Below are 20,366 nucleotides of genomic sequence, written 5' to 3'. Positions count from 1 at the left end.
GTCGTCTCCCGGAGTGCCGCGCTGGAGCTGCGTGCTGACGGATCGCAATCCCAAATGGTGTCGATCCAGTGACCGGAAACTCTTACCCGTCTATGAGTCTTCGGCGCAAACCGCCCTGTGGAGCGTGGGAGCCAGCCCCGCCACCCTGGTCGGAGTTGTGATCGCCACCCGCCCAAGATATGCAGTATGGCGAGTATGCGCCGCGCTCAGGCCGCGCGGAGCGTGAAATGGGGAAAGCGGCGGCGGGCGAGTGCCACCGCCGCGTCGTCGTCGGCGAGGTGGCGGGGTGCGGGGAGGTCGGCGGGCGCGCCGACGGGGCGGCACTGTTGCAGGGCGTAGCGATGTACGCCGGCGGCGGCGAGTCGGGCGGTCAGCGTATCCAGGTAGGCGGTGCCGTCGAGCCCCGGCATGGGCGTGGTGCGGACCTCGAGCGCGGCGCCGGCATCGAGCAGCAGGCGCAGGCTCTGCCAGGCGCGCTCGCCGGAGCCAGGGACGTCGGTAACGCGCGGGTAGTCCTCGGGCAGGGCCTTGATGTCGAGGCCCACCCAGTCCAGCAGCGGCAGGAGCTGCCGGAGCCGCTCCGGATACGGCCCGCCCGTGTGCAGGCCGACCTTGAAGCCGAGCCCGCGCACCTCGGCCATGGCGGCGGCCAGCGCCTGCTGCGCCGTGGGCTCGCCACCGCTGAAGACGACGGCGTCGAGCAGGCCGCGGCGGCGCTCCAGGAAGGCCATGACCTCGGTCCAGGCGGGCTCGGACGGCCCGTGCGGGTCCTGGAGGTCGGCGTTGTGGCAGTAGGAGCAGCGCCAGGGACAGCCGCGGCAGTAAACCACCGCAGCCAGCTCGCCCGGATAGTCGACGCTGGTGAGCGGCGTCAGGCCGCCGATACGCAGCGCGTCTGCATTCGCTGATTGCGATGCCATGGGCCGCCCCTCCGGGATCGATCCCTTAGGCAGCCTCGGCCTGCTGCCCGCGCTCGGCGTGCACACCGGCCGGGTGCTCGCTGAAGCAGACCCGGTCGCGGTGCTCGGACTGCTTGCCGGCGTTGAACGCGCTCACCGGCCGGTGGTAGCCCATGACGCGGGTCCAGACTTCGCAGCGGGTGCGCTCTTCGTCGTGGATTTCGATGCCTTGGATATTCATCGTTTCTCTCCTCTTCGGTCGCAGGTACTCAGATAGTCGTCGTTTCGTCAGGGCGTTTCGTCTGCCAGGGCCAAGGACAAGGGGCCAAGGACAGGGGGCCAAGCACCGGGGGCCAAGGGCCGGGCAGCGCCCGCGCCGGCCGCGCATGCGGTGACCGCCGCGCCCGATGGCCTTACGAGGCGCATACCGCTCACCCGGCCTCCGCCCGCGACGCTCGGTCCGCGGCAATCGGCGCTTCCTCTTGGCCCTTGGCCTTCTGCTCGAGCTTCTTCGCCGCCAGCTCCGCGTCGCACTTCGGGCAGAACTCGTGCTCGCCGGCGATGTAGCCGTGGTGCGGGCAGATGGAGAACACCGGCGTGACGGTGATGTAGGGCTGCCGGAAGTTGGTGAGCGCCCGGCGCACGAGGCGCTTGCAGGTCTCGGTGGAGCTCACCTGCTCGCCCATGTACAGGTGCAGCACGGTGCCGCCGGTGTACTTGGACTGGAGGTCCTGCTGCATGCCGAGCGCCTCGAAGGCGTCGTCGGTGTAGCCCACCGGCAGCTGGGACGAGTTGGTGTAGTACGGCGCCTCGTCGCTGCCGGCCTGGATGATGGCCGGCCAGCGCTTCTTGTCCTCGCGGGCGAAGCGGTAGGTGGTGCCCTCCGCCGGCGTCGCCTCCAGGTTGTACATGTGCCCGGTCTCTTCCTGGAACTGCACCATCCGCGCGCGCACGTGGTCCAGCAGCCGCGCCGCGAAGGCATGGCCCCACTCGGTGGTGATGTCCTCGGCGTCATCGGTGAAGTTGCGGATCATCTCGTTGATGCCGTTCACGCCGATGGTGCTGAAGTGGTTGCGCAGGGTGCCCAGGTAGCGCTTGGTGTAGGGGAACAAGCCGGCGTCCATGTGCCGCTGGATCACCTTGCGCTTGAGCTCCAGGCTCTTGCGCGCCAGCTCCATCAGCTCGTCCACGCGCTTCAGCAGACCTGCCTCGTCGCCCGCGTGGTTGTAGCCGAGCCGCGCGCAGTTGATGGTGACGACACCCAGCGAGCCGGTCTGCTCCGCGGAGCCGAACAGCCCGTTGCCGCGGGCCAGCAGCTCGCGCAGGTCGAGCTGCAAGCGGCAGCACATGCTGCGCACCATGTTGGGCGAGAGCTCGGAGTTGACGAAGTTCTGGAAGTACGGCAGCCCGTACTTGGCCGTCATCGCGAACAGCAGCTCCGCGTTCTCGCTCTCCCAGGGGAAGTCCGGCGTGATGTTGTAGGTCGGGATCGGGAAGGTGAAGATCCGGCCCTTGGCGTCGCCCTCCGTCATCACCTCGATATAGGCGCGGTTGATCATGTCCATTTCGGCCTGGAGCTCGCCGTAGGTGAAGGCTTGCTCCTGGCCGCCGATCACGGGCACCTGCTCGCACAGGTCCTCCGGGCAGACCCAGTCGAAGGTGAGGTTGGTGAAGGGGGTGTTGCCGGTGATGAAGGTCTTGCCCCGACGGCGGGCGACGAAGGTGCCGTTGCGCGTAGTCGGGCACCACACCTTGCCCCGGTAGGGCTTGCGCTCGATGAGCTGGATATAGGTCTCGCGATTGCGGACGATGTTCAGTACGTGGACGCCGGAGTCCTTGCGCGTGTAAACCGTGCTGCCATAGCCCGCGAGCGAGCACAGCTCCTGGAGTGCGTCAAGGTTCTCAGCGTCCTTCGTATAGATACGCACGCGCCCGCTCGGCTCGACACTGCCGTCGCCCTTGACGTAGGTGTCCAAGAACAACCGGATCTGACGCGCCGACAACGTCCGGATCAACGGCGGAACGCACTTGCGCTCCAGGTGGCGCAGCACCAGCTCGCTGCCCTCGGCGTTCAAGCAATACCGGCAGACGGGTTGATTCGCATAGGTCCCGGTCTGCAGCCGCTCATGCCAGGTGAGACCCAGCTCCGTCAGCAGCCATTCGATCTCGGCGGCATGCTCGCGGTTGCCAGTGGACTGCCAAACACTGACACGGCGCCGGCCGGCGTGCAGATCGATGTTGCCCTCGGCGACGACCCAGGCCAGCAGCATCACCACCTTGTCGTCCACCTCGATATCCGAGGCCGTCTCCCATGCATTGGGCACGATCACCGGCGACTTGAGCTGGGCAACGTCTTCGATGTCTTCCAGCACCCAGCAGTCTTCGGAGTTGAAGACCTTTCGCACGACCTTGTGGCGCGGCGTGACCCACTGCTCCTGGGTGCGGTTGCGGAGCACGTACATGTCGCCGTCGAAGTCGTAGGCGGTGATCGCGAGCGGCTCCAGGTATTCCAGCCGGTTCTTGCGCCAGTCGAAGGTGGCGATGCGCTCGCCCTCGCCGATTTGGTCATAGCGCTTCCAGCCATGCTCCGTCAGACACTCGGTCTCGGCATCGACGCATTGGCAACCCCAGCGGCTCGGCACGTTGAGGTTGTAGATGAGCTCCTGGATGTACTGCTTGACTCTCGGGTAGTCGAGCCCGTCCACGCGCACGAACGGCGCCATGTAGGTGTCGAAGCTGGAGAACGCCTGCGCGCCGGCCCACTCGTTCTGCAGCGTGCCCAGGAAGTTGACGATCTGCCCGATGGCGCTCGACATGTGCTTGGGCGGCGCCGCCTCCACCTTGCCCGGCACGCCGTTCAGGCCCTCGGTGAGCAGGGTGCGCAGCGACCAGCCGGCGCAGTAGCCGGCGAGCATGTCCAGGTCGTGGATGTGCAGGTCGCCATTGCGGTGCGCCTCGCCCACCTGCGGCGGGTAGACGTGGCTCAACCAGTAGTTGGCGATCATCTTGCCGGAGGTGTTCAGGATCAGCCCGCCCAGCGAGTAGCCCTGGTTGGCGTTGGCCGACACGCGCCAGTCGGAGCGGTCCAGGTACTCGTTGATGGAGCTCGACACGTCCACCAGGGTGCGGCGGTCGGCGCGCAGCTTGGCCCGCTGCTCGCGGTAGACGATGTAGGAGCGGGCGGTCTCGAAGTGGTTGGCGGCGATGAGCGTCTGCTCGACAACGTCCTGGATGCCCTCGATGTCGGGGATACGGGGCTCTCCCGAAGCGTCCGCGCCCATGCGTCCGTAGCGATGCGCCAGCACCTTGACCACCTGCGCCGTCAGCAGCTTGGCCTCCAGCTCGTCGAACTCGCCGGTGGCCCGCCCCGCGCGCAGGATGGCGGACTCGATCTTGCCCGCGTCGAAGGCCATCTCGGCCCCGTCGCGCTTGCATATCCGGGTCGGCAGCACCGCCAACGCCTTTGCCTCTGTACCCATCCGCCTGTCCTCCTGCTTCGCGCTCTCTGCACTACATATTGTGGCAGCGATTATAGAGATCGCTAGATCTTGGGAAAGTCCCCCTGGGACAAAAAAGCTTCCCTCCGGTCAGTGCCTGCCCCCTGCCCCGACGCTTTTCAAAGACTTGGCGGCGGCCGGCGAGCGCGGCGCAGGACCCTGCGCCGACGAACGGTCCAATGCCCTGTCGGTGGCTGCCGGACACCTGTGGCGGTATGGATGGATGGGCGTGTGGGCCGCATTTGGCTTGTGCCCGGCCGCGACCGCAGACACCGCGCCCCACATGCGCATGGGGCGTAAACTGTCGCGGCCATGAGGCAAAATCCGGGCGACGACTGCCGGCACCAAGCAGTCGAACAGCGCGGGTTGCGGGAAACCGCCCGGCGCGTGCACGAGTGACACGCAGTGCAACCGGCGCAGCGCTCGGCCCGCGTGTGACAGATGGATTGGGCCGCGAGACCGGGCGAGTATTCGGTGTAGGTCCGGTTAGCGCCGCGTAACCCGACGCTGGATGCCGGTAAGCCGTTGATTGTCGGGTTACGCTATCGCTAACCCGACCTACGACCCGCTCGCTTTCGGCGTTGCGAGCAATACTTGCCCAATCTCTGCGCCCTTCCACGCGACAGCCCACCGGCGGCGCGGCGGCGCGGCGCGAGCCACAATGCGGCGGTACAGACCCGCGGGAGAGAGAAACCAGATGGCAGAACGCATCGGCTTCATCGGCCTCGGCATCATGGGCCGGCCAATGGCGCTGAACCTGCGCGCGGCAGGGCATGAGCTCGCCGTCTACGCGCGCCGCGCCGAGGCCCTGACACCGCTCACCGACGCCGGCGCCCATGCGTGTGACAGCCCGGCGGCCGTCGCCAGAGAGGCGGACATCGTCTTCACGATGCTCGGCGATACCGCCGACGTCGAGGAGGTCATTCTCGGCGCCAGCGGGACCGACAGTGGCGGCAGCGCCTTAGGCGGCACCCAGAACGGCAACCAGAACGCCACCGGGAGTGGCACCGGACCCACGCACGACACCGCCGCCCAGGCCGTGATCGCCGGCGCCGCCCCCGGCTGCGTCGTCGTGGACATGAGCACCATCTCGCCCATCGCCACCCGGCGCATCGCGGCCAGGCTCGCCGCGGCGGGCGTGAGCATGCTCGATGCCCCCGTCTCCGGCGGCGACATCGGTGCCCGCGACGGCACCCTGTCCATCATGGTAGGCGGGCCGGCCGCGGCCTTCGCGCGGGTGAAGCCACTGTTGGAGGTTCTGGGGCGCAACATCGTGCACATCGGCGACAGCGGCGCCGGCCAGGTGTGCAAGGCGTGCAACCAGATCGTCGTCGGTCAGACCATCGCCGGCGTCGGCGAGGCGCTGCTGCTGGCGGAGGCGGCGGGCGTGGACGGCGCCCGGGTACGCGAGGCACTGCTCGGCGGCTTCGCCGGCAGCCGCATCCTGGAGGTGCACGGCCAGCGCATGCTGGCGGGCGACTACCAACCTGGCTTCAAGGCCGCCCTGCACCAGAAAGACATGCGCATCGTCCAGGAGACCGCCCACGCGCTGGGGCTCGGCCTGCCCGGCGCCGCGCTGGTCGCGCAACTACTGAATGCGCTGGTGGGCGGCGGTGAAGGCGGAGGCGAGCTGGACTCCGCCGCCCTGCACCTGGTCCAGCGCCGCCTCAACGGCCGCGGCGGTGAGCAGGTCTGACGACACGGGCGCCGGGCAGGGGAGCTCAGCCATGGCCGCACCGGATATACCGCGCCTCGAGGTGGACGTCCACGCGCCCGCCGCGCTGGATTCGCTCACCGAAGCGGAGCTGGACCGGCTACCAGTGGGCGCCATTCGCGTGGACGCGGACGGCGGCATCCTCTTCTACAGCCGCACCGAGGGCACTATCACCGGCCGCGAGCCGCAGCGTGTCCTGGGCCGCAATTTTTTCCGCGACGTGGCCCCCTGCACCGCGGTGCCAGAGTTCTACGGCCGCTTCCGCCGCGGTGTGCTGCAGGGCTCGCTCAATTGCGTATTTGACTTCGTGTTCGATTTCGATATGCACCCGGTGCGCGTCCATATCGCCATGCGCGAGGCTGACAAGCCGGGCGAGTACTGGATCCTGGTGCGGCCGCTGGAGCACCTGCCACCGCGGGACGCCGACGCCGCCCGCGCGCTGCTGGAACGCAAGTACCAGACCACCGATAGCGGCGGCACGCCACTGCGGGCCATGTCGGTGGACTTCTCGCAGTGCGACGCCGAGCCCATCAGGCACTGCGCCAGCCTGCAGCCTTACGGCTGCCTGCTGGTGCTGGACCCGAGCACCGACAGGGTCATCGCCGCCGGGGCCAACACCGAGCGCTTGCTGGGCCAAGCGCCGGAGGCCGTGCTCGGCGCAAAGGTAGAAGAGCTGCTGCCGGCGGGCGACGGCGGGCTCTGCGCCTGCCTGGCGGCCAGGCGGACAAACCGGCTGGAGTTTTGCCCGAACGTCTTCCGTGCCCCACCGCAGCCCCGGCGCTCGGACCTGCACGCGGCGGACTTGGCGCTGGACCTGCGGCTCACGCCTTGGCGCAAGCACCTGCTGCTCGAACTCGAGCCGCACGCGGCCATGGGTCGCGACGTGCGCTTCGCCGGCTTCGACTTCGCCGCCTTCGGGCTGGAGCTGTCGCGGCTCGCCGATGTCGAGGCGGTGTGCGAGCGTACCGTGCAGGTGGTGCGCCACCTGAGCCGCTTCGAGCGGGTGCTGGCCTATCGCTTCGAGCCCAACTGCGACGGCATCGTCATCGCCGAGGACCTGGCGCCCGGGACGCTGCCCTCGGTGCTCGGCCTGCGCTACCCGGCCGAGGACATTCCGCGCCAGGCGCGTGCGCTCTACGCGGAGGTGCCGCTGCGCTACGCGCCGAGCCGCGACCACATCGAGGTGCCGCTCCTCGCCCACGATGCAGACCCCGGCGCCATCGACATCGGCGCCGCGCAGCTGCGCACCCCATCGCCGCTGCACCGCGCCTACCTGGAGCGCTTCGGCGTCAACGGTAGCCTGACCCTGTCCATCGTCTGCGATGGCCACCTGTGGGGGCTCGTCACCTGCCATCACCGCCGCCCCCATCCGGTGACTTTCGCGCTGCGCCGGCGCCTCGTGGAGCTGATCACCCTGGCGTCGGCCCGCGTCGCGCTGCTGGACGAGCGCGCCCGGCTCAACGCCCGTGAGCAGGGCATGGCGGCCATCAACGGGATCATCGGCCGCATCGACGTGCGCAAGCCCTTCCCCCAGGGCTTCCTCGGCAACGAGGCGCTGCTGCGCGGGCTGCTGGGTGCGGACTCCATGCAGATCTTCCACCGCGACCTGCCGCTGGTGGACGACGGCGGGCCGCGGCTCACCGCGGCAGAGCAGCAGGTACTGCTGCGCTTCCTGCGCGGGCGCGGCGGCGGCGTCTGGAGCACCGATTGCCTGTCCGGCGAGCTGGAGCCGGCGGCGGGCTACGCGGAGCGGCTCGCCGGCGTCATCGCCGTGTTCATCGGCCCGGCCGAGGAATACGTCATGCTGTTCGGGCGCGGGCGCAGCCCCTACACGGTGCGCTGGGGTTCGGACCCGGCGGGTCTGCCGGGATTCATCCTGAGCACCGAGCCGGCGGCGGACCCCACGCAGCGGGTCTGGACTGAGCGGCGCACCCACCACGCGCGCCCCTGGAGCGCGGTGGAACTCGGCACCGCCGAGGCCCTGCGCAGCCTGACCCAGGAAGTCATCGTCGCCAGCGCCACGCACTTCGAGGTGCTGGCCCTGCGCGACGGCCTCACCGGCCTGTCCAACCGCGAACGCTTTCGCCAACTGCTCGCGGCCACCATCGACCAGGCCGCCGCCACCGGCGCCGTGTTCGGCGTCGGGCTGTTGGACATCGACCACTTCAAGACCATTAACGACACCCTGGGCCACGACAAGGGCGACGTCCTGCTCGTCGCCGCCGCCAAGCGCATCGTCGCCGCGCTGCCGGACGGGGCCGTGGTGGCGCGGCTCGGCGGCGACGAGTTCGCCGTGCTGCTCCCCTCCGGCCACGAGGACGCCCTGGACGCCATGCCGGAGCGCATCGTCGAGAGCTTCCGCAAACCCATCATCGTCGGGGAGGACCGCTTTGCGGTGACCGTATCCATGGGCATCACGCTGGGCCACGGCGGCTCCGCCGGCACCGAGCTGCTCAAGCAGGCCGACATGGCGCTCTACCAGGCCAAGGGCGCGGGGCGCAACCGCGTACGCGCCTTCGACAGCGGCTTGCAGCAGCGCGCGCTGGCGCGCCTGGAGGTCGCGCGCGAGGTGCTCGGCCGCACGCCGGAGGCGGCCGTGGAGATCCTGCTGCAGCCGCAGGTGCCCATCACCGCCGCCGGCGGCACACCCCGCTACGAGGTGCTGGCGCGCTGGCGCACCGCCGACGGCCGGCTGCTGCAGCCTCTGGACTTCATCGACGCGGCCCAGCAAAACGGCTTGATACGCGCCGTCACCACCAGCGTGCTGCGCCGCACGGTGGCGCTGCTGCGTGCGCAACCGGGCGACGGCGACACCGGCCCCGTGCTGTCCGCCAACGTTGCCGCGGCCGACCTGGAGGCGCGCTGGTTCGCCCGCTCCCTGCTGGACGACCTCGCCGAGGCCGGCGTCGCACCGGCGCGCCTGGAGCTGGAGGTGGCGGAAGCGGTGTTCATGCGCGTCACGCCGAGCGTGGAGGAGTCCCTGCGCCAGCTCGCCGAGGGCGGCGTGCGCATCGCGCTCGACGACTTCGGCAGCGGCTTCAGCTCCATGGCGCACCTGCGCGAGCTCGCCATCGACACCTTCAAAATCGACCGCGCCTTCATCCGCGGCGTCACCGCCGAGCGCGACCGCCGCCTGGTGGCCGGCATGGTGGCCATGGCCCATTCGTTGGGCAAGATCGTCGTCGCTGAGGGTGTCGAGCGCGTCGACGAGCTTGCGACCCTGCGCCGACTCGGCTGCGATTGGGGCCAGGGCTACCTGTGGTCCGAGCCGCTGCCGCCAGAGCAGGCCCTGCACGGCCAGTGGCGGCCCGCGGGCGCGGGCTGATCATCCCGCCACGCCGAAAGCATCCACTGCGAGAACCGCCCGCCCGCGGATGCCCGGCGCGGGACGCAAGAACTGCCGCGGAAGCGGCCTCTCCCGCGCCTCGTCAGCGCGTTACGCCGAGCAGCAGATGCCGCCGGATCGCCGCCACAACACCGAGTTCAAAAGGGGCTTAGTCACAATGGCGGCGATTGACTAACCTCTGCGTGGTATGCGGCGGGCCGTCGCCCATATCCTTGCGCAACGGCGATCCGCCCGCCAAGCGTTCGTCCGCCCCACGAGGTCATCCGCCGAACACGCGATAATCGATGCCACCGAAGACAGACGAATCTCCCGCAGAGACGACGCCCATTGTCGCCATCGGTGCCTCCGCGGGCGGCCTGGAGGCGCTGAGCACCTTCTTCTCAGCGCTGCCGGATGCGCCCGGCGCGGCCTTCGTCGTCGTCATGCACCTTGCGCCCGCGCATCACAGCGAGCTTGCCGCGATCCTGGGGCGCCAAACATGCATGCCCACGACCGAAGTGAGCGAGCGCGTGCCCCTGGAGCGGAACCACGTCTACGTGATCCCGCCGAACCGGCAATTGGAGCTCACGGACAGCGAAGTCAGCGCGACGCCGTTCGGCACGCCGCTGGAGCGCCGCGCGGCGGTGGACCTGCTGTTCCGCTCCCTGGCCGAGCGCCGCGGCAACGGCTTCGCCATCATCCTCTCCGGCGGCGGCTCCGATGGCGCCGTCGGCGTCAAGGCGGTCAAGGAGCACGGCGGCATCATCCTCGTGCAGGACCCGGCCGAGGCCGGCTTCGACAGCATGCCGCGGGCGGCTATCGCGACAGGTATCGCCGATCTGGTGCTACCGGCGCGCGAGCTGGCGACGCGGCTCTGCGACTTGATCCAGGGCCGCGAGATCATCCAAACGCGTCTGGCCGTCCCCGAGGCGCTCGAGAGCGATGAGCAGGCCGTGCTCGGGCGCATCATCAGCTATCTGAACGTCCGCACCGGGCATGACTTTTCCCACTACAAGCGCAGCACGGTGCTGCGGCGCGTCGCGCGTCGGATGCAGGTGCACCGGCTGGAAACGCTGGAGCAGTATCTCGCCTTCCTGAAGGAGACTCCCGAAGAGGCGCAGGGGCTGTTTCAGGACCTGCTCATCTCGGTTACGGCCTTCTTCCGCGATGCGCCGGCCTGGGACGCGCTGCGCCGGCGGGTCATCCCGAAGCTCTTCGACGCCAGGGCGCCGGAAAGTCCGCTGCGGGTCTGGGTGCCGGGCTGTGCCACGGGCGAAGAAGCTTACAGCCTGGCGATGCTGCTGCTGGAGGAAGCCGGGCGCCGGCCCACTCCGCCGGAGATCCAGGTCTTCGCCAGCGATCTCGACGAGCGTGCGCTGGCCGTCGCCCGCGAAGGCATCTATGGCGTTGCCATCGAGGCGGATGTCACCGCCCAGCGCCTGAGCCGCTTCTTCATCCGCGACGACGATCTGTACCACGTCGACGGCACTCTGCGCGACCTGATCCTGTTCGCCCGGCACAGCCTGATGCGCGATCCACCCTTCGCGCGGCAGGACCTGATCTCATGTCGCAACCTGTTGATCTATCTCGACCGGGAGCTGCAGACGCAGGTGTTCGGCATCCTGCGCTACGCGCTGCGGCCCGGCGGCTATCTGTTCCTCGGCATCTCGGAGCATGCGGAAGGGGAGTATTTCCGCGTCATCGACAAACAGCACCACATCTACCAGGCGCGGGAAATCTCGGGGCGCGCGCTGCCCTTGCTGCCGGACATGTTGACGACGCCCCCGCCGCCAGCCCAACAGCTTGCGGAACCAGGGCGGGGGGGGCACAAGCCGCAGACTCGCTCCGGCGTTCATCGAACCCTGCTCGAGGAGCTGGGGCCCCCGAGCGTCCTGGTGGACGGCCAGCGTAACGCGGTCCATCTGTCGGAAACTGCCGGGCGCTATCTGCAGCCACCGGAGGGCGCGCCGACGCAGGACGTCACCTTGTTGGTGCGCCGGGAGCTCCAGGCCGAGCTGAGCGCGGCCCTGTATGCCGCCTTCGACAAGGGCGAGGCCAGCCTCTCTGGATTCGTGCCCGTGCAGTTCAACGGCACGCCGCGTTCCGTGGCCGTGCTGGTGCAGCCCCGCCCCGCCCGCGACGGTCAGGAGCGCCTCGCACTGATCGTGTTCCTCGAAGCCGGAGAGGCGACGCCACCGGCCGACCTGGTGCGCGAGGAGACCGATGCGTCAACTCTCCTGGCGCGTCGGCTGAAAGAAGAGCTGCGCAGCACACGGACACGGCTGCATACCGCCCGCGAGGAGTTCGAGGCCGGCAACGAGGAGCTGCGGGCGGCCAATGAGGAACTGCAGTCCCTGAACGAGGAGTATCGCTCCACCGCCGAGGAACTGGAGACCAGCAAGGAGGAGCTGCAGAGCATCAACGAAGAGCTGAACACGGTCAACGGCGAGCTCAAGAACAAGCTGGAGGAGGTCTCGCGCGCCCACAACGATCTCGAGAACTTGATGACGGCCACCGAGATCCCGACGCTGTTCCTGGACCGCGAGCTTTGCATCAAGCGCTTCACGCCGCAGGTCGCCGACCTCTTCAGCATCAAGTCCAGCGATCAGGAGCGCCCCATCAGGGACCTGAATCGGCGCCTCGACTATGACGCGCTGGAAGCCGACGCCGCCAACGTGCTTCGCCACCTGACGCCGTTGGAGCGCGAGGTCACGACCGACGACGACCGTTGGTACCTCGCCCGCCTGCGCCCGTACCGGACCGCCGACCACCACATCGACGGTGTGGTCGCAACCTTCGTGGATTTCACCGCCCAGAAGCAGGCCGAGCAGGCACTGCGTGAGAGCGAGGAGCGCTTCCGCGTGCTGGTGACGGCGACCGCCCAGGCGGTCTGGGAGACCGATGCCGACGGCGTCGTGGTGGCGGACTCGCCGTCCTGGCGGGCCTACACGGGCCAGACCCTCCAGGAATGGCTGGGATGTGGCTGGTTGGACGCGATCCACCCCGACGACCGGGAAGATGCAGAGGCGCAGTGGCGTCAAGCCGTGGCCGAGCGCCATAGCTTTAACGTCGACCTCCGGCTGCGTACGCCGCATGGCCAGTGGCGATGGACCAACCTGCGTGTAGCACCCTCGTGCAACCCGGCGGGCAAGGTGCTCAAGTGGATTGGGATGAACATGGACATCACCGGGCGCAAGGATGCGGAGCAGGCGCTACGCGACGGTGAGCGCCGCCTGGAGACGGTATTGGAGTCGACGCCTGCCGCAGTCGTTCTGATCAATGCCGCCACGCGCCGGTTCTCGTACATGAACCGACGGGCGCTGGCCCTGTACGGGAGCGATTACGTTGGCGTCGATCTAGCGACCCATGCGGCGGCGGTTCACGCCCAGCGACCCGATGGCACACCGTATCCGCTCGACGAGATGCCGGTCTCGCGCTCTTTGCATGCCAGGGAGACCGTGTACGGCGAGGAGATGATCATTCATCGCGCAGACGGCAGCTCGTTCACGCTTTCGGTCAACTCCGCCCCCCTGTGCAACGAGCACGGCGAGATCGATGCAGCCATCGCCGCCTTCGACGATATCTCCGCGCGCCGCCGGGCCGAAGAGGCCCTGCGCGAGGCCGACCGGCAAAAGAACCGGTTCCTGTCCCTGCTCGGCCACGAGCTGCGCAACCCGCTGTCGGCCATCAGCAACACGGTCGCGGTGCTGGAGATGGGGGGCTCCTCGGAGGGCGAGATCCGGCAAGCCGTCCACCTCATCGAGCGCCAAGTGCGGCACCTGGTCCGGCTGGTGGACGACCTGCTGAACCTGAACCGCATCAGCCGCGGCCAAGTGGAACTGCGCCGGGTCCCGCTAGACTTGACCGAGAGCATCCGCGACGCGCTGGCACAGGCCCAGTCGGCCATCGACGCCGGCGGCGAGCATCTGGACCTCGACCTCCCGGAGGAGCCATTGCCCGTCGAGGGCGACCGGGAGCGCCTGACGCAGATCCTGACCAACCTGCTGGTGAACGCCGCGGTCTATGCCGGCGACGGTAGCAGCATCGGCGTCAGCGCCAAGTTGGCCGGCGATCGTGTCCTGGTGCGGGTCCGGGATAACGGCGTAGGCATCGCCGCGGAGGATCTGCCGCGGCTGTTCGAGCCCTTCACCCGCCTCCAGGCAGCAACGAGCCGTCAGGATGGCGGCCTGGGTCTCGGCCTGGCGCTGGCGCGAGAACTGGCGGAGTTGCATGAGGGCACGCTGGAGGCGCATAGCGATGGTCCCGGCCACGGCAGCGAGTTCACGCTCACACTGCCGCTGCTGCGCGGCAACGGCGCCCGAGACATCGAGCCAGCGCCTGCGCATCCGCCGGTACAGATAGCCCGACGGCGCGTCCTGGTTGCGGACGATGATCCGGCCGTCGGCGAGGCGCTCGTCACGCTGCTCGAGCGGCTCGGCCAAGACGTGCGGCTGGTTACCCGTGGCAACGCCGTGGAGAAGGCCGTCGAGGCGTTCCGACCGGCCCTGGTGATCCTCGACATCGGGCTCCCGGACATGAGCGGCGTCGAGATCGCTCGCCGGCTGCGTGCGTCCCCTGGTTCGCAGGCATTGCGCATCGTTGCGCTGAGCGGCTACGGTCAGAATAGTACTGAACCATCGGAGCTGGCGTGCTTCGATCGGTATCTGCTAAAACCGGCGACGGTGGAACAGCTCAAGGCACTGCTAAGCGAGGCATGAGCTGGTTGTCGGCGCCAAGCCAACGGCAGTTCGGCAGGACGCCCCGCGGTCAGACGATGTCGCCATAGATTCCCGTTCGACCCGCAGTCTCGTCCGGCGCGCTATTGATCATCGTAAAGAAGGCGCTGGATGGCCGAAGGTATTCAGCGGTGACCTGTCCCAGACCGGATGCCGACGTGATGATGAGCTCATCACCTTCTTCGCTGACTACCTTCTCGTTCTTGTCATCGAAGCCCGCCGCCGTGCCGACATATTTGTCACCGACTGACCCGACAATCGCTTCACAGCTCTGTGGTGTCAGGTATCTGAACACGCGTCGGGCAAAAAATACGCCCGTCTCGTCGAGGTGAAGCTCGAACCGCAGCCGGATGTCTCCCTGCCGGCGGCGATAGAAAAAGATCTTCGTGCCGAGCGCGTCCGGGGTCATGACGATCACGTCGGCCTTGCCGAGCGTCCGATTGACGGCCTGCTTGCCGCAACCGAACGGACAGTCGGGCCACGGCACGATCGGCACCGACGTGGACACGGGGCGTCGGTCCAGACGACTAGCGAGCACGCGATGATAGCCAGCGCCATTGGCGTACTCGTTCAACAGCTCTTCTCGGGTGGCTCGGGCAGCGGACAACCGAGTTTTTTTGTAAGAATTTGGTCGAGAGCTCCACAACATAGTGTGTCCTCCGCACTTGCTAGGGAAACGCAGAAATATTCGGCGCTTGCCGCTGGACAGCGGTGCCCAGCGATTCTCGACGCCGTTGGCGCATCGAAAAATGCACGAAGCGGGAGACCGTGGCTTCCGTTTCCGCCTGCCTCTTGGCCGGGGGCGGCCAGATAACCGCAGGCGGCCAAATAAGCAGTATCTCGGCAGCAATCGCCCGAGCGCCCTTACACGCTCATCCCAAGAGTCACCCGCGACCGCTGCTACGTTATCAGAGCCGCGCCGTATGAATCATTGGGCCATCACCGGCATTCATTCCTAGCGCAAACCGACATCTCCATAAGCTCCGACCTGACAATGAACTGGGCGACGCCGCCTAATGGCCACCCCCGGTTGGCAGCAGGACTGGCATGGGCGAGGAACCGAGCATACTCAAACTTCGGCGTCGGCCGTAGACGATGAGTGCGGCGGCGTGGGAGCGCCACTGCCTTTTGTGGCGCGACGGCGGCTGGGCCGTTGCCTGCCGCTTGCAAGTTACTCAGGGCGTAGCGTTCTGCCTGGCCGCCGGTCGCGGCACCGAGAGTGCCGCTCCCACAAGACCTGCTACGTGGGAGCCAGCGCCGCCGCTGTGGTCGGAGTTGCGATCGACGCCGGCGCGGCGCCTCACCAGTCCGCTGGCTTACCGGCCGGGGTCTGCGGCAGCACCGGGCCGATGTCGATGCGCCGCGGGCGCTCGGCCGGGCGCAGGCGCTCGGCGAGCCAGGGCACGAGGTCCAGGCGCAGCGCCGCCGGGTCGGCGTCGGGCTGCGCTGGCACCACGAAGGCCTTGAGCCTGAGCGAGACGCCGCTGCCGGTGGGCCGCACGGCCGCATCGGCCACCTCGGGGTGGCCCAACAGCACGTCGCGCACCCGGCCCGGAAAGACGTTCTCGCCGGCCACCTGGACCGCGCCGTCGAGGCGGCCGTGCACGCGGAAGCGCCGCCCGTCCACCCACTCCCAGCGGTCGGCGGCAATGCAAGCCTCGGCATCCGCGCGCAGCAGCCGCTCGCGCCCAGGCTCCACCACCCACCAGGGCAGCAACGCGAAGGGGTCGCTCGCGGCCCAACGGCTGCCGATGCCGGCGCACTCGCTGGAGCCATAGACCTCCAGCATCCGCGCGACGCCGACGTCGGCCAGCGCATCCCAGACGAAGGCGGGGCACTGGCCAGTGGAGGTGACGGCCACCACGTCGTCAGCCACACGGACATCGCTGTCGCCGGCGGCGAAGGCGAAGAAGCACGGATGGCCGATGAGCAGATCGCCGGGTTCGGTGCGGGCGAGGACGCCCGGCGGCAGGGCGTCGCGGACGTCCAGCACCGGGATGCCGAGCCGCGCCGGCAGCATCAAGGCGAACAGGAAGCCATAGATGTGGTGGGAGGGCACGGCCCGCAGGATCCGGCGCCGGTCGCGAAACTGCGATGCCCAGTGCATGCTCTCACGCACCAGGGCGTCCATCGGATGGGCGCAGCGCTTGGGCTGGCCGGTGGAGCCGGAGGTGAAGAAGGTAATGTCGCAGTCGTCGTGCCGGCGCGCCTCCACCACGGTCTCCGCCCAGACCCGCAGCCGGCGCTCGGCCAGCAGGCGGCGGTCCAGGTCGTGCCGGTGCAGGCCGAAGCGCACACAGGCCGCGGTGGCAATATCCACGAGCTCGATGGAGTCCAGCCCCAGCAACGCGTCGAGGTCCACGTCGACGTCGTCCGGCGTGTCGCTGTCCACCAGGGACGGCAGGCCGAAGTCCGGCGCCGGGTCGGCGGGCCGCAGCCGGCGCAGCTCGTAGGTGATCAGATCCGCGAGCACCGGCAGCACCCAGCGCGGGCGCCACCAGGGCGCGAACATGTTCGTGGTGAGGCTCATGGTGCCTGCTCCCGTCCGGCGTCGGCCCCGCCGAAGCGGGTGGCAACGGCGGCCAGCAGATCGGCATCGCCGCGCTCCGCGAGCCGAGCGCGCAAGTCGTCGGCGAGCCTGCGATGGTGCCGGTAGGGCGCCAGCTCTTCGATCACCCACGCGGCGGTGGCCGCGTCGGCCTCGGCGGCGAGCCCAAGCAGCCAGTCGAAGGCCGCCGGCGAGCGCGCCATGGCCGCGGCTCGCAGCAGCACGCGGTCCGCCGGGCGGCGCAGCGGCTCGGTTTCCCAGCGCGCGCGCAGCAGCGCCACGGCAGCGTCCAGCCGCGACTCGCCCAGCGCCAGGGCGGCCAGCTCGGCGAGTACCGCATCGGCACCGGGCACGACCTCCAGCCAGCGGGCGATGAAGCGCGGCGAGTCGTCCGCGTCCAGCGCCAGCAGCGCGCGGAAGCACTCGCCGACCACCTCCGGCTCCACGTCCCCCAGCAGCGCCTTGGTGCGCAGTACCGCCGCGGCGGCGAGCGGCTGGGTGCAGCCGATGGCCCGCACCGCGCCGATACGGGCGCGGTGCTCGGGGTCCGACAGCAGGTCCACCAGGTCCAGCAGCGCGTCCGGGGCGCCCGAGGCGGCAAGCCCCATGGCGCAACTGGCACGCACGTCGGCGGCGGTGTCGACGCTACCGCCCCAGACCGGCTCGGGCTGGCGCAACGCGATGCCCTCGCGATAGAAGCCGGCATCCAGGCAGTCCAGGGCCACCAGCGCACGCGCGAGCGCACCCTTGGCGATGCAGCCCGGGTCGTGCTTGTGATCGCGCGCGGCGAAGCGCCGGAAGGCGTCCCGCAGCGCGCCTTCCAGCGCGTAGTACAGGCCCTCCGCGGCCAGCTCGGCGGCGCGCGCCACCGGACGATAATGGGCGTGGGCGAGCGCCTGGCGCAGCAGCGCGTCATCGGCGCCGTCGTCCAGCGCGCGCAGCAGCGGCTCGGGTGCCGCGGGGCGGCGCCGGCTGCGTGGTCGGGTCTGATCGTGCATCTGGGCTTGAGACCTCCGGCTGCTGGCAGCGGCTTTATTGTCGCCCGTCGGCGCTGTCGCGTCTCCCAGGCGCCCCGGGGAGATGCCGCCGTATCCGGCGCTTCCAGGGGCCCCCCGTTTGATCCGCGGCCTTGATCGGCCATAGATGCACGGTATAACGTGCCCGTGTTAACCGAGGCGCACGCCTGCCGCTGTCCGCTTCGGTCCCAGCGCCCAACCTCATCACCCAACGCGCGCCGGCGTGCGCGAGCCAGCCGAGCATCATGCAACCCGCCTACCGCACCGCCCCGGACACTGCGATCGCGGAGCCCGACACCGAGCGCTGGAAGCTGCCGGACTTGTTGGACTTCGACTACTACGTCGACCACGACGAGGAGAAGCTGCGCGCCGACCCTGCCGAGCGCAAGCGCCTTGCCGAGCGCGACCGGCGCCTGTATCGCGAGCAGATCGCCCCGCTCGTCACTGCCGCCGAGCACACACCGGCCCACCGCAGCGCATCATTGCGGCGCTGGCTCGGCATCCGCCGCGGCGCGGAGGACCCGCCGCTGAAGGCGCTGCTGCCGGGCTCCGCCTTCGCGCGCGGGCAGCGCCTGGTGGGGGTGGGGCTCGGCATCCTCGGCTTCCTGAGCGGCATCGGCGTTGCCGCCGCACTGCTGCAATACGAAGGGCAGCGGCCGGTGAACGTCTCCTGGTACGTGTTCGTGCTGGTGATCCTGCAAGTGCTGTTGCTGGCGGGCACGGCGACCGCCTGGTACAGCCGGCGCACGCGCGCCGTGCAGGCGGCGGTGCAGGACCTCTCGCTGGTGGGCCACCTGCTGAAGCCCCTGTTCACCGGCGCGGCACGCTGGGTGCAACGCCAACGCCTGGCGCACATGCCACCGGACGTGCGCGAGGCGGCCAAGGCACGCAAGGGGCTCATCACCCGCCACTTCTCGCTGTACGGCCCCGCGGCCTACCTGCCCATGTTGATCCCGGCGCAGTTGTTCGGCATCGGCTTCAACATCGGCGCCATCGTGGCCACCATCGCGCTGGAGTGGTTCACGGACCTGGGCTTCGGTTGGGGCTCCGCCCTGAACGTCTCGCCCGGCACCATCCACGCGCTCGCACATTTCATCGCGCTGCCCTGGTCGTGGCTGTTCGGCGAGGGCTCCGGCGTGCCCACGCTGGCGCAGGTGGAGGGCACCCGGATCAGCCTCAAGGACCCGATGTTCATCATGAGCGCCGACGACCTGCGCTCCTGGCGCTGGTTCCTCGTGCTCGCGGTATTCACGTACGGCCTGCTGCCGCGGCTGGTGCTGCTGCTGCTGTCCATGCGAACCGTGCGCCGCACCCTGGCCGCCCTGCCCTTCACCCACCAGCGCACGCAGGCGCTTTACGCGCGCATGATCACGCCGCAGTTGGAGACAGCGGGCGCAACAGGGCACGGGCCGGAGATGCCGATCCCGGCGCCGCTGAAACCATTGAGCGCGCCACGCGCAGCGCCGCGGGAGGAGCCACGGGCGCCGCCGCCCGTGCCCCAGCCAGTGCCCCAGCCAGTGCCCCAGCCAGTGCCCAACCCAGTGCCCAAGCCCGCGCCGCCGGTGGTGGCGCCCGAGGCGCCGGAGGCGGCCCGGCCACAGCCGAAGCCAGCGCCGGAACGGGAACCGGAACCAGAGCCGGAGCCCGAGGTCGCCCTGCGCACCGAGCCACCGGCGGCGCCGGAGCTCGAGCCCGAACCGAAAGTCAAAGCGGAGCCCACGCCAACCGCGCCACCCGCCGCGCCCGAGCAGCCGGCGGCACAGGCCCCTGAGCCGGCTGCCGAAGCGGCACCGGCGCCGACAGCGAAGATCACGGCCCAACCAGAGCCGCAGCCCCAGCCCCAGCCGCAGCCGCAGCCCCAGCCGCAGCCGCAGCCCAAGCCGCAGCCCAAGCCGCGGCCCAAGCCAGAACCCACAGCAGAGCCCAAAGCAGAGCCCAAGCCGGAAACGAAGCCCAAGCTCGCCGCCACCCGGGGCGAACACGTCGATGCCGATGCCTGCATCCTGCTGCTGCACGTGGACGTGGCGGACGTGCTGGAGGAGACCGACCACGAGCGCCTGCAACGGCTGCTGCATGGGCACTCCGGCTGGCGCGTCGCGGCCTCGGCCACTTACGGCGGCGGCAGTGCCATGGCCCAAGGCGCCCTGGAGCTGATCGAGCAGGCGCATTGGGAGGCGCCGCCGGCGCGCGTGGCGCTGCTCGCGGATGGCTCACAGCCGCCCATCACCGAGACGCTGCGCTTCCTGCGCATGGTGCGCGCGGCCGCCGGCGAGCATGCGCAGGTATTGGTGGCGCTGGTGGGCGACCCGGACGGCGACGACCGACTGCCACCGCTGTCGGAGTTTGACTTCGAGGACTGGCAGCGCAAGCTTGAACAGCTTGGAGACCCCTATCTGCGCCTCGAGATGTTGGCGGGCCCCGCCGAGGAGGCAAACTGATGCCAACCGCAAGCCGCGTGCCGACGGCGCTCCAGCCGCGCGCTGCGCACAAGGCCGACGCAACGGCCAAGCTCACCGCCCGCGATGCGGCGGCCAACAACGTCCCCGTGCTGGCCATCATGGGCCACCCGAACGCCGGCAAGTCGTCGGTGGTGGCCACGCTCACCGAGAACGACCGCATCGCCATCGACAA

At 69.4% G+C, this 20,366-nt stretch carries 11 protein-coding genes; 5 read left to right on the top strand and 6 right to left on the bottom strand.

What is annotated here, in order from left to right:
• Positions 1–206 precede the first annotated feature (206 nt).
• From LJE69_RS16260 to LJE69_RS16250, 3 genes are all read right to left on the bottom strand, one after another.
• The gene (locus LJE69_RS16260; protein ID WP_296927041.1) at positions 207–920 is read right to left on the bottom strand and encodes an anaerobic ribonucleoside-triphosphate reductase activating protein; all 714 of its coding nucleotides are present in this window, start codon (positions 918–920) and stop codon (positions 207–209) included.
• 25 nt (positions 921–945) lie between these two features.
• Positions 946–1,140, bottom strand: coding sequence for an anaerobic ribonucleoside-triphosphate reductase (gene nrdD / locus LJE69_RS16255; RefSeq protein WP_296927039.1), 195 nt, complete (start codon positions 1,138–1,140; stop codon positions 946–948).
• 190 nt (positions 1,141–1,330) lie between these two features.
• Positions 1,331–4,378, bottom strand: coding sequence for a ribonucleoside triphosphate reductase (locus LJE69_RS16250; protein WP_296927037.1), 3,048 nt, complete (start codon positions 4,376–4,378; stop codon positions 1,331–1,333).
• A 715-nt stretch (positions 4,379–5,093) separates the two neighbouring features.
• On the opposite strand from LJE69_RS16250, the gene LJE69_RS16245 reads away from it, so the two are divergent.
• The 3 genes from LJE69_RS16245 to LJE69_RS16235 all read left to right on the top strand — a co-directional run bounded on the left by LJE69_RS16245 (position 5,094) and on the right by LJE69_RS16235 (position 14,153).
• Entirely contained in the window at positions 5,094–6,092 is a 999-nt protein-coding gene (locus LJE69_RS16245; protein ID WP_296927035.1) for an NAD(P)-dependent oxidoreductase, read from the top strand.
• A 31-nt stretch (positions 6,093–6,123) separates the two neighbouring features.
• The gene (locus tag LJE69_RS16240) at positions 6,124–9,435 is read left to right on the top strand and encodes an EAL domain-containing protein (protein WP_296927033.1); all 3,312 of its coding nucleotides are present in this window, start codon (positions 6,124–6,126) and stop codon (positions 9,433–9,435) included.
• A 305-nt stretch (positions 9,436–9,740) separates the two neighbouring features.
• Positions 9,741–14,153 (top strand): chemotaxis protein CheB, encoded by a 4,413-nt coding sequence (locus LJE69_RS16235; RefSeq protein WP_296927031.1) that lies wholly within the window; start codon positions 9,741–9,743, stop codon positions 14,151–14,153.
• A 49-nt stretch (positions 14,154–14,202) separates the two neighbouring features.
• On the opposite strand, the gene LJE69_RS16230 is transcribed toward LJE69_RS16235, so the two are convergent.
• The 3 genes from LJE69_RS16230 to LJE69_RS16220 form a co-directional block, all read right to left on the bottom strand.
• Positions 14,203–14,745 (bottom strand): hypothetical protein, encoded by a 543-nt coding sequence (locus LJE69_RS16230; RefSeq protein ID WP_296927028.1) that lies wholly within the window; start codon positions 14,743–14,745, stop codon positions 14,203–14,205.
• Between the two features lie 726 nt (positions 14,746–15,471).
• Positions 15,472–16,701, bottom strand: coding sequence for an AMP-binding protein (locus LJE69_RS16225; RefSeq protein WP_296927026.1), 1,230 nt, complete (start codon positions 16,699–16,701; stop codon positions 15,472–15,474).
• The gene (locus tag LJE69_RS16220) at positions 16,698–17,717 is read right to left on the bottom strand and encodes a hypothetical protein (RefSeq protein WP_296927024.1); all 1,020 of its coding nucleotides are present in this window, start codon (positions 17,715–17,717) and stop codon (positions 16,698–16,700) included. The genes LJE69_RS16225 and LJE69_RS16220 overlap by 4 nt, the downstream gene beginning before the upstream one ends.
• Positions 17,718–17,980: 263 nt before the next feature.
• Between LJE69_RS16220 and LJE69_RS16215 the strand changes: the two genes are divergently transcribed.
• Positions 17,981–20,173 (top strand): DUF2868 domain-containing protein, encoded by a 2,193-nt coding sequence (locus LJE69_RS16215; RefSeq protein WP_296927022.1) that lies wholly within the window; start codon positions 17,981–17,983, stop codon positions 20,171–20,173.
• Positions 20,173–20,366: GTPase (locus tag LJE69_RS16210; RefSeq protein ID WP_296927020.1), on the top strand; the 194-nt coding region annotated here is incomplete at its 3' end. The genes LJE69_RS16215 and LJE69_RS16210, both read left to right, overlap by 1 nt.

This window comes from Thiohalocapsa sp., from assembly GCF_022340605.1.
Taxonomy (GTDB): domain Bacteria; phylum Pseudomonadota; class Gammaproteobacteria; order Chromatiales; family Chromatiaceae; genus Thiohalocapsa.
The sequence above is the reverse complement of the archived record's forward strand: the minus strand, read 5'-3'. Positions and strand labels throughout refer to the sequence as shown.

Coding starts and splice junctions, on each gene's coding strand:
- LJE69_RS16220 (WP_296927024.1), bottom strand. CDS start 17,717: ATGCACGATCAGACCCGACCACGCAGCCGGCGCCGCCCCGCGGCACCC.
- LJE69_RS16245 (WP_296927035.1), top strand. CDS start 5,094: ATGGCAGAACGCATCGGCTTCATCGGCCTCGGCATCATGGGCCGGCCA.
- LJE69_RS16240 (WP_296927033.1), top strand. CDS start 6,124: ATGGCCGCACCGGATATACCGCGCCTCGAGGTGGACGTCCACGCGCCC.
- LJE69_RS16260 (WP_296927041.1), bottom strand. CDS start 920: ATGGCATCGCAATCAGCGAATGCAGACGCGCTGCGTATCGGCGGCCTG.
- LJE69_RS16215 (WP_296927022.1), top strand. CDS start 17,981: ATGCAACCCGCCTACCGCACCGCCCCGGACACTGCGATCGCGGAGCCC.
- nrdD (WP_296927039.1), bottom strand. CDS start 1,140: ATGAATATCCAAGGCATCGAAATCCACGACGAAGAGCGCACCCGCTGC.
- LJE69_RS16250 (WP_296927037.1), bottom strand. CDS start 4,378: ATGGGTACAGAGGCAAAGGCGTTGGCGGTGCTGCCGACCCGGATATGC.
- LJE69_RS16225 (WP_296927026.1), bottom strand. CDS start 16,701: ATGAGCCTCACCACGAACATGTTCGCGCCCTGGTGGCGCCCGCGCTGG.
- LJE69_RS16235 (WP_296927031.1), top strand. CDS start 9,741: ATGCCACCGAAGACAGACGAATCTCCCGCAGAGACGACGCCCATTGTC.